The 12,613-nt window shown below is 70.1% G+C and carries 16 protein-coding genes; 5 read left to right on the top strand and 11 right to left on the bottom strand.

Annotation, left to right across the window (positions count from 1 at the left end; translation table 11 throughout):
• Positions 1-27 precede the first annotated feature (27 nt).
• Positions 28-912, top strand: coding sequence for an SDR family oxidoreductase (locus VFH10_RS17520; protein WP_325130895.1), 885 nt, complete (start codon positions 28-30; stop codon positions 910-912).
• A 36-nt stretch (positions 913-948) separates the two neighbouring features.
• On the opposite strand, the gene VFH10_RS17515 is transcribed toward VFH10_RS17520, so the two are convergent.
• The 4 genes from VFH10_RS17515 to VFH10_RS17500 form a co-directional block, all read right to left on the bottom strand.
• Positions 949-1,248 (bottom strand): hypothetical protein, encoded by a 300-nt coding sequence (locus VFH10_RS17515; protein WP_325130893.1) that lies wholly within the window; start codon positions 1,246-1,248, stop codon positions 949-951.
• A gap of 160 nt (positions 1,249-1,408) precedes the next feature.
• A complete protein-coding gene (locus VFH10_RS17510) occupies positions 1,409-1,750 on the bottom strand; it encodes a DUF2200 domain-containing protein (protein ID WP_325130891.1) in 342 nt (113 codons plus the stop codon).
• A gap of 130 nt (positions 1,751-1,880) precedes the next feature.
• The gene (locus VFH10_RS17505; protein ID WP_325130889.1) at positions 1,881-2,696 is read right to left on the bottom strand and encodes an alpha/beta hydrolase; all 816 of its coding nucleotides are present in this window, start codon (positions 2,694-2,696) and stop codon (positions 1,881-1,883) included.
• A gap of 35 nt (positions 2,697-2,731) precedes the next feature.
• Positions 2,732-3,028, bottom strand: coding sequence for a DUF1905 domain-containing protein (locus VFH10_RS17500; RefSeq protein ID WP_325130888.1), 297 nt, complete (start codon positions 3,026-3,028; stop codon positions 2,732-2,734).
• Positions 3,029-3,128: 100 nt separating this feature from the next.
• On the opposite strand from VFH10_RS17500, the gene VFH10_RS17495 reads away from it, so the two are divergent.
• Both VFH10_RS17495 and VFH10_RS17490 read left to right on the top strand, forming a co-directional pair.
• Positions 3,129-4,091 (top strand): ATP-dependent DNA ligase, encoded by a 963-nt coding sequence (locus VFH10_RS17495; RefSeq protein ID WP_325130887.1) that lies wholly within the window; start codon positions 3,129-3,131, stop codon positions 4,089-4,091.
• Positions 4,092-4,231: 140 nt separating this feature from the next.
• A complete protein-coding gene (locus tag VFH10_RS17490; RefSeq protein ID WP_325130886.1) occupies positions 4,232-4,711 on the top strand; it encodes a VOC family protein in 480 nt (159 codons plus the stop codon).
• A gap of 39 nt (positions 4,712-4,750) precedes the next feature.
• Here the strand turns inward: VFH10_RS17490 and VFH10_RS17485 are convergent, their stop codons facing one another.
• Positions 4,751-6,010, bottom strand: coding sequence for a hypothetical protein (locus VFH10_RS17485; RefSeq protein ID WP_325130884.1), 1,260 nt, complete (start codon positions 6,008-6,010; stop codon positions 4,751-4,753).
• A 10-nt stretch (positions 6,011-6,020) separates the two neighbouring features.
• Entirely contained in the window at positions 6,021-6,845 is an 825-nt protein-coding gene (locus VFH10_RS17480) for an alpha/beta hydrolase (RefSeq protein ID WP_325130882.1), read from the bottom strand.
• 144 nt (positions 6,846-6,989) lie between these two features.
• Here VFH10_RS17480 and VFH10_RS17475 point away from each other — a divergent pair, with 144 nt between their 5' ends.
• Entirely contained in the window at positions 6,990-7,487 is a 498-nt protein-coding gene (locus tag VFH10_RS17475; protein WP_325130880.1) for a thioesterase family protein, read from the top strand.
• A gap of 33 nt (positions 7,488-7,520) precedes the next feature.
• On the opposite strand, the gene VFH10_RS17470 is transcribed toward VFH10_RS17475, so the two are convergent.
• Together VFH10_RS17470 and VFH10_RS17465 are read right to left on the bottom strand one after the other, a co-directional pair.
• Positions 7,521-8,666, bottom strand: a complete 1,146-nt coding sequence (locus tag VFH10_RS17470) for an MFS transporter (protein ID WP_325130878.1) — start codon at positions 8,664-8,666, stop codon at positions 7,521-7,523.
• A gap of 35 nt (positions 8,667-8,701) precedes the next feature.
• Positions 8,702-9,076, bottom strand: coding sequence for an ATP-binding protein (locus VFH10_RS17465; protein WP_325130876.1), 375 nt, complete (start codon positions 9,074-9,076; stop codon positions 8,702-8,704).
• 267 nt (positions 9,077-9,343) lie between these two features.
• Here VFH10_RS17465 and VFH10_RS17460 point away from each other — a divergent pair, with 267 nt between their 5' ends.
• Positions 9,344-9,727, top strand: coding sequence for a VOC family protein (locus VFH10_RS17460; RefSeq protein ID WP_325130874.1), 384 nt, complete (start codon positions 9,344-9,346; stop codon positions 9,725-9,727).
• 56 nt (positions 9,728-9,783) lie between these two features.
• On the opposite strand, the gene VFH10_RS17455 is transcribed toward VFH10_RS17460, so the two are convergent.
• The 3 genes from VFH10_RS17455 to VFH10_RS17445 all read right to left on the bottom strand — a co-directional run bounded on the left by VFH10_RS17455 (position 9,784) and on the right by VFH10_RS17445 (position 12,447).
• Positions 9,784-10,872 carry a winged helix DNA-binding domain-containing protein gene (locus VFH10_RS17455; protein WP_325130872.1) on the bottom strand — a complete coding sequence of 363 codons (1,089 nt, stop codon included), beginning with the start codon at positions 10,870-10,872 and terminating at the stop codon, positions 9,784-9,786.
• Positions 10,873-10,944: 72 nt separating this feature from the next.
• A complete protein-coding gene (locus tag VFH10_RS17450) occupies positions 10,945-11,664 on the bottom strand; it encodes a GAF and ANTAR domain-containing protein (protein WP_325130870.1) in 720 nt (239 codons plus the stop codon).
• A gap of 69 nt (positions 11,665-11,733) precedes the next feature.
• Entirely contained in the window at positions 11,734-12,447 is a 714-nt protein-coding gene (locus tag VFH10_RS17445) for a GAF and ANTAR domain-containing protein (RefSeq protein ID WP_325130868.1), read from the bottom strand.
• Between the last annotated feature and the right edge of the window lie 166 nt (positions 12,448-12,613).

Raw genomic sequence — 12,613 nt, 5'->3', positions numbered from 1 at the left:
CGGGGCGGGCCAGTCAAAAGGGAGAGCATGGACACCCACGAGCGGCCGATGGCCGGACGGACGGTGCTGGTCACCGGCGCCACGAGCGGCATCGGCCGGGCGACCGCCGTGGCTCTGGCCGCGATGGGGGCGCACGTCGCGGTCGCGGGCCGAGATCGCACCCGCACCGAGGACACCGTCAGAGAGATCCGAGCCGCGAGCGGCGAGAAGGCCGACATGTTCGTGGCGGACCTGTCCTCGCTGGGGCAGGTCAGGCTGCTGGCCGAGGAGGCCCTCGCGGCTCTGCCGCGGCTCGACGTCCTGGTCAACAACGTCGGGGGCTACTGGAACACCCGGCACGTCACCGTCGACGGGCTCGAGCACACCTTCGCACTCAACCATCTTGCACCGTTCCTGCTCACCAACCTCGTCCTGGACCGGATGACGCAGAGCGGCACCCCTGCGCGGGTGGTCACGGTGGCGTCCAACGCCGAAGCCCTCGGGCGGATCGACTTCGACGACCTGCAGGGAGAACGGAACTACTCCGGCGCCCGGGCCTACAACCAGTCCAAGCTCGCCAACGTCCTCTTCACCTACGAGCTGGCCAGACGACTGCGGACCACTGCTGTCACCGCCAACGCAGTCCACCCGGGCATGGTGAGCACCTCCTTCGGCGCCGAGGACCCGGCCGGGGTCCAGCGCCTACTGGTCCCCTTGTTGCGGCCCTTCATGAGATCCCCCAAAGCGGGCGCGGCCACCTCGATCCATGTGGCATCCGCCCCCGACCTCGAGGACGTGACCGGTCTGTACTTCGCCAACCGACAAGCCAAGAGGTCCTCCGAGCGCGGCTACGACGAACCCACCGCCGCACGGCTCTGGCGGGCGAGTGCCGAGCTCGTCGGGCTGGGCACGTATCGCGCTCCGTCGCGATGACGGCACGCAGGACCCGGCGGACTCCGGGTTCGACTATCACGGGGACGGGTCCGCAGTGGATCCTCCGCGACTCCCCCACAGGCGGCGACAGAGGAAGAACCCCAACCAGGCCAGGCCGGCCACCCACAGGGCCACCACGAGGAGAAACACCAGGTCCCCGGCTGCAACCCGGGACTCCCCGGCCTCCGGCGTGGGAGCGATCGCGGCGACCAGCGCCGTGACGACCGACGCCGCCGCGGCCCACCACCAGGGCCTGCGAGCGAGGGCGGCCCAGGCTCCGAGCACGACGGGCAGGACGACCAGGGCGAGCAGAAGAAGCACCTCGGCGAGGTTCATCCCTGGACGGTACTCCCGGCCACGCCCCGCTGGCCCCAGAAAGCAATGCCCGGTAACGAGTCAGCGCCCAGCCGGCTCGCGCGGATCCTCCACAGTTGGGACCCCGCGCGCGCCCGGGACCCGGACTGGTCACCGGACTCGTCACTGGGCTGATCGGCCGTCAGGCCCGGAGAACCTTCTCCATCGACTTGCCCTTAGCCAGCTCGTCGACCAGCTTGTCCAGGTAGCGGATCTTCTGCATCAACGGGTCGTCGATCTCCTCGACACGGACGCCACACACCACGCCGGTGATCGACGACGCGTGCGGATTGAGCCGGGCTTCGGCGAAGAAGTCCTCGAACGTCGTGCCCGCAGCCAGGTGACTGCTCAACGCCGGCTCGTCGAAGCCGGTCAGCCACTCGATCACCTGGTCCAGCTCGGCCTTCGTGCGGCCCTTCCTCTCGACCTTCGTCACGTAGTGGGGGTACACCGCCGCGACACTGGTGGTGAAGATCCGACTCATGTCCGAGAGCGTAGTGCTCCCGTGCTGCTGCCTGAACCGACCCGGCCGTACAACGTCCGCCGGGAAGCGCATCGCCGCCGCGCACCGCCGCGGGTCACGATCGCGGACGAGAGCCCTGCTGCGACGGCGGTCAAGGCTGGGCCGAGAGCCACCGGGTGAGGATGGCCGTCAGGGCTTCCGGCTGGTCGAGCTGGATGAGGTGGCCCGCATCCTGGACGATCCTGAGCTCTGCCCCGGGAATGAGCTCGCTCAGTCGACGCCCGCGGTCGAGCGGAATCCAGGTGTCCCGCTCTCCCCAGACGACGAGGACCGGTATCTCCAGCTCCGGGTAGAGGCTCTCGATCTCGTCGGTGTAGGCCTGGTCGGACTGAGCGATCTGCCGGTAGAAGGCGGCCTGTCCCGGCTCGTCGACCCACGGCGCGACCAGGGACTGAAGGGCGGCAGGGGTGAGTCCGACATGGCTGGCGCCCGCGATGTAGGCCCGGAGAGCCCCCTCGTGCATCTCACCGGGAAGAGCGGTGAACACGTCGGCGTGCTTTCGCGCCAGGCGGAAGAAGGATGATCCCCACGGCGCAAGGGCGACGACGTCGACCAGAGCCATCGAAGCGAAAGCCGCCTTGTGCAAGAGGTGCGCTCTCAGTGCAACGGCGCCGCCGTAGTCGTGAGCGACGACGTGCGGCGACGACAGATCCCACTCGGCGATGAGGTCGGCGAACAGCTCGCCCTGGACATCCAGTGAGACCCGGTGCCCGGCGTCCTTCGAGGACTGCCCGTATCCGGGCATGTCCCAGAAGTAGACCGAGAAGTACGGCGCCAGCGCTTCCGCGCAGGGCCGCCACAGGGCGGAGGACCAGGGAGTGCCGTGGCAGAAGACGACGGCCGGCCCGGACCCCATCCGGCCCCAACGCACTGTCCGTCCGCGCCAGGCGAACTCTTCCGTCAGCACGGCCCCATGCTCCCAGACCGTCCCGGGAGCCTCGGCTACTGACGTCCGACGGTCAACGCCACGGTCAGGTCCTCGTCCACTTCGATCCCCGCGGACTTGCGAACCTTGTCCTTCAACGGGAGCAGGTAGCGACCGTCCTTGGGGAACAGCGCCGTCGTGAACTCGGTGTCCTTGATGCGCACCAGCACGGGCACCTGGCCCCAGTACTCGATCCCCTTGGCGGCGAACTTGATGTCCGCGCTCTCCTCCTCCGGGATGGCCACGAAGTAGTACGGCGCAGGACCCCGCCACTCGACCACCGGGCCCTCGAACTCGAAGTCCATGAGGCTCATGCAGCGAGTATCGCGGGTGACAGGTGACCGCGGTCCAGAGACCTCGGCTCCCGTGTGCGACGCGTGCCGGCCGGCGGCCGAGACGTGCCATGGTGAGTCGATGGGCAAGGAAGAGATGCGGGACGGAGTTCCTCTGACCAACCTCGATCAGCCGCTGTTCGACGGGGCCGAGGCGACAAAGCGTGAGCTGGTCGACTATCTCGACGCCGTTCGCGACGTGATCCTGCCCGAGCTGCGTGGCCGGCCGCTGTCGGTGATCCGCGCGCTTCGTGGTCAGAAACCGTTCATGCAGAAGAACCTGCCGAAGTACGCGCCGCCCTGGCTCGAGCGGGTCACGATGTGGGCGGAGTCGTCGCATCGCGACGTGACGTACGCGCTCTGCGAGGACCGGCGCTCGCTGCTGTGGTTCGCGAACCAGCGTGCCGTCGAGTACCACCCGACGCTGGTGCGGGCCGGCGAGTGGGACCGGTGCACCCGTCTCGTGCTCGACATCGACCCTCCGGCAGGGAGCGTGTTCACTACGGCGGTCAGGGCAGCACGGCTGGTGGGGCGGGCCCTCGCCGAGCTAGGCATGGCGGGGGCGGTCAAGACCAGCGGAGCCAAGGGGCTGCACGTAGTCGTTCCGATCCGGGACACCCCCATCGAGCATGCGGCCGCAGCAACTCGCGCGCTGGCGGCGCGGGCGGAGCGGTTGGATCCGGAGCTGGCGACGACGGCATTCGTCCGGGAGGAACGAGGCGGCAAGGTCTTCCTGGACGACACGCGCGTCGGAGGGGCGACCGTGGTGGCGGCGTACAGCCCGCGCGTGAGGGCAGGGACACCGGTGTCCTTTCCGGTGGCCTGGGAGGACCTGGACCAGGTGACCCCGGCGGACTTCACGCTGCGCAACGCGGCGACGCTGGCTCTCTCGTCGGAGCCCTGGGCGGACCTGTTGCCCGCCCCACAACCCGTCGCCGACGTGCTGGTCGAGGAGGGACGTGAGATCCCGGTGGCCCGCGTCCAGGCGATGCATGAAGGCAAGCGCCGCGCTCGGGCATTGCGCGCGGAAGGCGAACCCGGCTAGATAGGAAGGCGCGGTGCGGGTCCATACACCGGATGACCGATGAGTATCCGACCGGCGTCCGGTCTGAACGCATGAAGGGTGGTGACGGGCACACGAGTGCGCACGCACCGCCGAGACGAGAAGACCTGAAGGAGGACGCGATGGTGAAGGTCTTTCCCTGCTTGTGGTTCGACGGCAACGCTGAAGAGGCCGCCAACTTCTACGCGACGTTGCTGCCGGACAGCCACGTCGACAAGGTCTGGAGGACGCCGGCCGACACGCCTTCCGGACCTGCCGGCGAAGTGCTGACTGTCGACTTCACCGTCGGTGGCCAGCAGTTCCAGGGGCTCAACGGTGGCCCGGACTTCGAGTTCAACGAGGCGGTGTCGTTCGTCATCACCTGCGAGGACCAGGCAGAGGTCGACCGGCTGTGGGAGGGGCTCACGGCGGACGGCGGCGAGCCGGGCCCGTGCGGTTGGCTCAAGGACCGCTTCGGTCTGTCCTGGCAGATCACGCCGCGACGACTCGATGAGCTCCTGAACGACGCCGATTCCGAACGCGCCCGTCGGGTTATGGAGGCGATGCTCAAGATGAGCAAGATCGAGGTCGCCGAGCTGGAGCGTGCCGCCGACGCCGCCTGAGGGCTCGACACGCGTTTCCGCGGTGACGACGACCCAGCATCAGCTGCCGGCTTTGCGCGTGATGCGGTAGTGCAGTGTCAGGAACGGGAAACCGAACACCCAGAACGCGTGCTCCGCGCGCAGCACCCCGTCCGCGACGAACACGTCGAGCTGTTCCTCGAAGCCGTGCACGGCCAAGGCGGTGAGCTCCTCTCCCCCGGGGTCGATGTAGGTGAGGTAGTGACCGGCCTGGCCGTCGTCGGCTCGGCTCGTCAACGTCAGTCCACGATCGGGCCGCCACCGCGGCAGCAGGGTCGCCGTGAAGCTTCCCTCCGGGACGGGGAACCCGACGCTGACGTAGCCGCGGCCCGCGTGCGTGTAGGTGGTGTAGATGCCGACCATGATCGGCTCGTCGTTGTCGACGAACGACCGGATCCATCCACGCACCGACACCGTGCCGTCGACGCCTGTGACCGTGTCGATGCGGCTGCGGATGCCGCGCTGCGCCTCGCGCTGGTTCATCGGGATGCTCGCCTGTCCCAGTGGACGCGCGACCGCCTGGCGGTAGAGCAGGTAGCCGGGGCGCACCCACAGCCGCCACTTCGGGACGATGTCGAGCGCGAACCGCGTGGTGTGCTCGTAGAACTCACGCACGCGCGGGTCGACCTGCCCCGGGTCGAACCCGGGTCCCGCCAGCGCATCGAGGGAGGCCACGATCCCGGTGTCCTGGGCGTCGGCGGTGTAATCGGCCTCGAGCTCTTCGGCGAGGGTCCGGACGTACTCCGTGCCGACGTACCTCGATCGCGCGGGCCTGGGAACCACGAACGGCAGGTCGGCGGTGCTGACCCGCTCGGCCAGCAGGCTCAGCTGGGCGTCGCGGAAGAGCAGGGCTGACATGGTGCGGTAGGCCAGGACGGTGCTGCTGGCCACGACGGCCGCAGATGTACACCGGCGCGAGAGCGCCCGTCCGACCGCCGCCCCGACGATCGGGCCCATCGCCACCTTCTGGGGGCGCAACCCCATCGCGCCGACCGTGGCGCCGGTGCCCGTGCCGACCGCCAGCGGACCCAGACCGGTCGTCTTCTCCACGGCCCACCCGAGCGGCGCCGCCAGTGCGGTGCTGACCGCGATCCTTTGCCAGAGCGCCGGGATCTCGCCTTCCTTCTGCCGGGCCCGGGCCACCGTCTCCGACGCGCCGAGCGTGACCGCCCCGATGAGTGCGGCGCCGGCCGCCGACTTGGCGCCGCGGTGCCCGGCCAGCGAGGCGCCCGCGAGACCACCGACGGCCGCTGCGAAACCGGTAGCGGAGGGGGTGCCCACGCAGGCGACCCTAGTCGGTCGACACGGTCGGCTGTCGGCCGTCACCGCCCAGCAGGTAGCCCAGGGCGATGCCTGCCGCCACCTTCGAGCCGGCCACGTAGACGTGGGACTTGCCGGGCAGGACCACTGCCCGCCCACGCGGGAGTCCGGCGGCGGTTCGCTCGAACAGGTCCCGCGAGTAGAACTCGTCGTCGGCCCCTCCCAGCACCAGCGTGGGCGCCTGCACTCGACGCAGGTCGGGCTCGGCGTCGAAGGAGTCCTCGGCGGCGATGGTGACCAACATGTCGTCCTGGTCGTCGGGAGTGAAGCCGCCCATCACCCAACCCATTCCGCGCGTGACGACGGCCCACCGACGTGGGGTGCCGGTCCGCACGATCAGGGAGGTGGCCCGCCTCTTGTCCCCCTGCCGAACCAGCTGGGCCACCTCGTCCATCACCTTTCGCCCGTGAGGTGAGAGCCGACATGCGGCGGCCGCCAGCACCATTCGCTGGATCAGCTCCGGGCGGTCGACCGCTAGCTGGAGGGCCACCGACCCGCCCGTCGAGGTGCCGTGCAGCGCCACGGGCTCACCGATGTCCTGCTCGATGGCACCGGCATAGTCCGCCGCGATGTCGGACATCGTCGACCCGGGCGCCAGGCCGGGCCTGCGGTTGACGAGGTAGACCGTGAAGTGCTCAGCGAACGGCGCCGCCCACGACAGCGACATTCGTCGCCATGCCCCGGTGGGGTTCGCGTGCTCGGCGGTCAAGCCGGACGCGACCAGCAGTGGTGGCCCCTCCCCCAGTCGCAGGTAGGGCACCCCGGTCGAGAGGGTCCCCTCCTTCACGGCTGCCATGGTCGTCAAACTACGCGGCCGACGGCCGACGAGCCACGTTCGCGACTGCCGACCGGGACGATGAGGACAACCGCGACAGACCAGCGCGGAGGGGCGATGCTTGCTCCTGCGGATCAAGTGCCGGGCCCGGTATCGTCTCGCCGCGTGAGAGCATCCCACCCCACGTACCAGCAGCTCGCTGTGATGCCGGCGTACGTCGAACAGCCGGTCCCGGTCGCCTTCGAGGACGTCAACGGCCACCTCAACGTCCGTCACTACACCGGCATCGCGAGTGAGGGGCTCGACGAGTCCCTGGTCGACCAGGGGATCCCGCAGAACTGGCCGGCCAGTGGGCACGCCTGCTTCTCCGCCGAACATCACCTGACCTACCTCGCCGAGCTGCGCACGGGCGACCGGATGTCGGCGCGAGTGCGCCTGCTCGGGCGTGCCGAGCGGGCTGCGCACGCCTTGGTGTATCTGCTCGACGAGTCGCATCAGCGGCTGAGCTTCGTGATGGAGGAGATCTTCCTCCACATCGACATGGGGACCCGTCGCACCGCCCCGTGGCCCGAGGACGTCGCGGCTGCCCTGGACCGCCGCATCGCCGAGGACGCCGGCTTGCCATGGGAGCCCGTGGTCTCGGGGTCGATGAGCCTGCGTTGACCCTGGGTGCCCCAGGCCTTCCTCGCGCATCCTTCACGGGCGCATCGGCAGCGCGACCCGCGGCCCGACGAAGCAGGCGACGAGCGCCAGCAGTGCGCAGCCGTGGAAGGCGACCGGGAGGTCGACCGCCTCGGCGAGACGCCCGACGACCGGCGCCCCGACGGCCTGACCGACAGCGATCATGAGAAAGCTGAGCCCGACCCCGAACGCCGTGCGCTGCGGGTAGAGACGCGTACTCCAGACCAGCGCGACACCGGTCAGGCCGATGTAGGAAGCACCGAACACCGCCGCGCCGGCGAAGGTGACGGGCGGTGAGCCGGGGCCCAACGCGAGCGCCGAGGTCGCGCCCGCCATCGCGAGAAGCAGAACGCGCCACGCCGTGCCGACCCCGACCCTGCTCGTGAGGTCGCCGCCGAGTGCTCCGAGGATGCCGGCGGCGCCGAGGACGGTCCACACCCAGGCCGAGGTCGACGACGGCAGGTGCCCCTCCGAGGTCATCAGGACGCGGCCGAACGTCCAGACGGCGATGCTGCTCAGTCCCATGAGCAGCGAGCCGCACACGAGTCGCGTCACCGCGCCGGCGGCGGGGCTGCTCTCCGACAGCCGGTCCGATCGTGCCAGCGGTCGCCCGCCGAACCCCGGTCGACCCTTGGGCACGGCGACCAGGACCGCGACCCCGACCAGACCGGCCACGACCGCGAACGCGGCCCAGGCAGCACGCCACTGGTCGGCGACCGCAATCGCGATCGGTCCGGACACCAGGACACCGACGCCAGTGCCCGCGTTGACCAGCGTCTGGGTCCGGTCGCGGACCGGCTCGCGCACCCACGTTGCCACCGCTTCGGCGAGCGGTGGGGACGCGACACCCGTGCTCGCCCCGGCTACGAGCACACCGACGGCCATGATCCCCGGGCTGGGGGCGACGGACATCAGCGCCATGCCTCCCGCCGCGAGCACGGCCGCGAGCGCTGCCACCGGTCGCGGACCATGCCTCTGCGTGAGCGCCGTGCTGAGCACGATCGCCACGCAGTAGCCGACATAGCTGCCCGCCGCGATGAGACCGGACAGGCCTGCACCGAAGTCGAGGTCGTCCTGCATCTGCGGGGTCAGCAGGCCGTAGGCGAACCGCGCGAACCCGTAGCAGACCGCGATCAGCGCCACGCCCGCAGTCGCAAGCACCCACGTGGCACGTACACCGTTCAGCCGCCTGGAGCTCAAAGGATCGAGAACCACACGCGCTTCCCGGGCTGCCCGTCGCCACGTGTCCCCACACCCCAGTCGTTCGCCAGGGCGTCCACAAGACGCAGGCCCATGCCGCCCTCGGCCGCGGACGACGGGTCGGCCAGCTCCGGTTGACCCAGTCCCTCGTCGTGGACCTCGACCCGCAACGCGCCGACCTCACGAGCGACGACGAGATGCACCTCGCCGGAGCCGTGGCGCACCGCGTTCGAGAAGAGCTCCGTGGCAAGCAGGCGCGCGGCATCGACCGTGTCCGGCGACATTCCCGTGCAGGCACCGGTCACATGACGACGGACGTCGCCGGCCGCAGCCAGGTCCGGTGGGATCACCCACGTGTGCTCGGAGCTCAAGATTCAACCCTGCCTCTGCCCTTCTCCCCGAGATCCGCCGGAAGCGGCGGCCCGCGGGCCAGGCTGGTCCTGCTCCCGTCGTGCCCCCTGGCGCGTGCCGTAAACGTTCGCACGGTCGGGCCACGGAGAGCTTCTCGTGAGTCGGGTGCTCGGCAGACGGGTCGCTGATGCGGCCGCGGAGTGAGTCAGGTGTGCTCTTCCCGGGAGCGGGCCCGGCGGTGCAGAGTGTTCGTCACGCGCCGGCCGAGGACCGTCAAGGAGCGTCCGATGAGCATCGAGCTGAACCACACCATCGTGCAGGTGAAGGACCGGTGGGCCGCGTCTCGCGACGTCGGTCAGGTGCTCGGCCTGCCCGAGGCGACGGCCTACGGTCCCTTCGCGGAGCTCAAGCTGGACAACGCCGCCAGCCTCGACTTCATGGATGTCGAGGGCGACGTCCACGGCCAGCACTACGCCTTCCTCGTGAGCGAGGAGGACTTCGACCTCATCCTCGGTCGGCTGCGAGACGCCGGCCGGCAGTGGTGGGCAGACCCCTTCAAGCGCCAACCGCAGGAGATCAACCGCGGGGACGGCGGCCGCGGTCTCTACTGGGACGGCCCGGACGGGCACTGGCTGGAGATCATCACCCGTCCGTACGGCAGCGGCGGCTGATCAAGACAGGACCTGCTGGAGGCCGCCGGGTCGCCACGTCCGGCTCCGACCCGGGCTCAGCGCACACGCAGCTCGTGCTCGAGGCCGAGGCCGAGGAAGTCTGCGTAGCGCTCGGCCGCCTGTTCCACGACGGCGCGGTCCGAAGGACTCAGCGGCCCGTTGTAGGCAGTGACCTCGAAGACGACGCGACGGCCGATCGTGCGCTTCATCCGGGCGACCATCTGCGCGTCCACGAGGGCCATGCCGATCGCCGTCTCGCGGCCGCCGGGCACGATGCCCTCACTGTCGAGCACCATCCGGCTGTCCTGGTAGCCGCGGTACACCTCGTCGAGGATCTGGAGGAGATGCCCCGCCGGGTCACCGGGCCGTGCCGAGGGTGGGCTGCCCGGCGCGTGCCAGAAGGTGCGGCCGTCGTGCTCGAAGGAGGCGAGCCGGTCACGAACCTCGGCCAGCCCCCGGCGTACGTCGCCGAGCGTGAGCGTCGCCCAGTAAGCGAGATCACGCTCCGTGGCGGGGCCGTGACCGGTGAAGTAGCGGAGCGCCAGCTCCGCGAGAGCCTCGTCGCGGTCCAGTCTCCTCGAGGACGGCACCCGGTCGGCAAAGCCTGCGTAGGTGTGCACCCCGTCGAGGCGCCGACCGCTGCAGATGAGCCGGTCCAGCTCCATCAGAGCGAGCAGGAACATCAGTAGCTGCCCGCGCGGCTCCACCCCCCGTTCGCGGAGGCGGTCGCCGAGCTGCTCCCGAGTCTGGTCAGGCTGTTCCGAAAGCGCCTGGAGCACCGCCGAGGATGCGTGGTCGAGGGTGGCGCCGGCCAAGCCGTAGCCCTCCTCGAGCGCCCGAGCGATGGCGGGACGGACCCGCGGCGCGGTCAGCTCCAGCAGCCACCCGATGTCCTCGGCCGCGACGAAGTGCCAGGTCGGTCTCAGCACGTGGGTGCGGACCACGCTGCCCTCGTCGAGCAGCGCCTCCAGGTCGGCCGCCTCGCGGTCTCGGGTCCGACTGGCCACCGCCCAGGCGGCCTGGCTCGGGTTCTCGGCCTGCACGGCCAGCAGGCTCCGGACCACCTCGGCCGCGGACCCGGCATGGGGAGACACGAGGTGCTGGGTGCGCAACCGCCACCTGGCGATGTCCCGGTCCGTCGTCATCCCCTGAGCGTCGCGGTTGGCGGCAACCCGGGCAAGTGCTCTGCGGCGACTCCCGGGCGACGCGCGGGGGTGTTACGGCATCGGCCTTGTGAGCTCGGGCAGGCGCGCGGGGTCGGCGACCACGGTCGACGCAATGACGCTGAGGCGTGCACCGTGGCTGCGGCAGTATGCGCGGAGTCGTTCGAAGGCCTGGTCCGGCGTGGTGCCGTGGATCTGTGCCAGCACGCCTTTGGCCTGCTCGATCACGATGCGGGTGGTGAGAGCCGCCTGCAGCTGCTCGGTGAGGACCTCCCCTCTGTGGATGGCCCTCTCCTGCAGCAGGCCGATGGTGGCCACGTCGGCCAGAGCCTGCACGACTCTGATGTCCGAGGTCGCCATGCCACCCACATCCCTCCCGAACATGTTGAGGGCGCCGATCACCTGGTCGCGAAGCCGCAGCGGAAACGCGTGCACGGACCGGTAACCGGCAGAGACTGCATGACGCGTGAAACGGGGCCACCGTGCTCCGGCCACCGAGAGATCGGCGACCAGGACCGGCTTGCCTTCGCGGTAGCAGTCCTGGCACGGCCCCTCGTGGGCCTGCACCTGGAAGAGCTCCAGCATCTCCGCGCGCTCGTCGGAGGCAGCCATGAGCTGCAGGCCACCGTCCTGTCCGGCGAGCAGCAAGCCGGCCGCCTGGGCGTCGATCAGCTCGGACGTGTGGGCGGTGACCATCTGCAGGAACTCGATGAGGTCGAAGTCGCTGACAAGCGTGTCGGCCACCTGCACGAACACCTCGCCGAGCCGCTCCACCGACACCCTCGGCATGTCGACGTCCCTTCCTTGCACGTCACGGACTGCTGGCGCTCGGGGCCGGTCGGGTCACGACCCCGGGTCGTCCTGCTCCAGTACGACTCTACGACTGATGATCCCGTCCGCCACGTCCCGGAGGGACTGGTTGGTCGCGTAGGCGTGCGCCCGCATCCGAGACAGCGCTTCGGCGGCCCCGATCCGCAGCTGTGCCATCACCATCCCCTGTGCCTGGTACACCTCCAGACGGACGCTGCCGCCGCCGGTCAGCAGCAGGACCGTCTCCTCGGCGCTTGCCTTCGCGGCCAGCACCGTCTGCATGGCGACGTCGGCGTAGGTGAGCGCCCGGGACAGCTCCCACCTCGACAACGCACCCGTCCGGCCGTGGTAGACGTCGAGCACACCCAGTCGAGCCGCACCCACCTGGAGAGGGAAGGCGAACACCGCCCGCACACCATGCTCGAGGACCGCCGGCCGGTAGCCGAGCCAGGCCATCGCGTCACTCTCGGCGATGTCCGGCACCAGCACGGGGCGGCGAGAGCTGAACGCCGCCAGACAGGGTCCCTCGCCCATGGTGACCTGCAGGTCCTCGACCGCTGCACTCGCTCGGTTCGAGGCAGCAGTGGACACCAGCTCACCGGCCTCCGACACCAGGCTCACACCGACCCCGGTCGCGGACAGATCGCGGCTCGCGGCCCGGCAGAGCCGTTGCAGTCGGCCCACCGTTGCCGGCATGTCCTCGGGCGCGGAGGGCTCGTCCGCCACGAGCGTCATCACCGTGGTCATGTGCTCCGCCTGGGGCGTCATTCGCGTGTCCCGCCGGAGCCGCGCCCAGCACACGAGGAAACGAGCGGGTGGCACGGAGGCACATGCAGGGGACAGTGGCGATCGACGACCACGGCGGGACCTCTCCGGGCGGAACTGCCGGGGACTGGGCCAGCCGCGTCCACAT

The organism is Nocardioides sp. (assembly GCF_035697785.1).
GTDB lineage: Bacteria > Actinomycetota > Actinomycetes > Propionibacteriales > Nocardioidaceae > Nocardioides_B.
The sequence above is the reverse complement of the archived record's forward strand: the minus strand, read 5'-3'. Positions and strand labels throughout refer to the sequence as shown.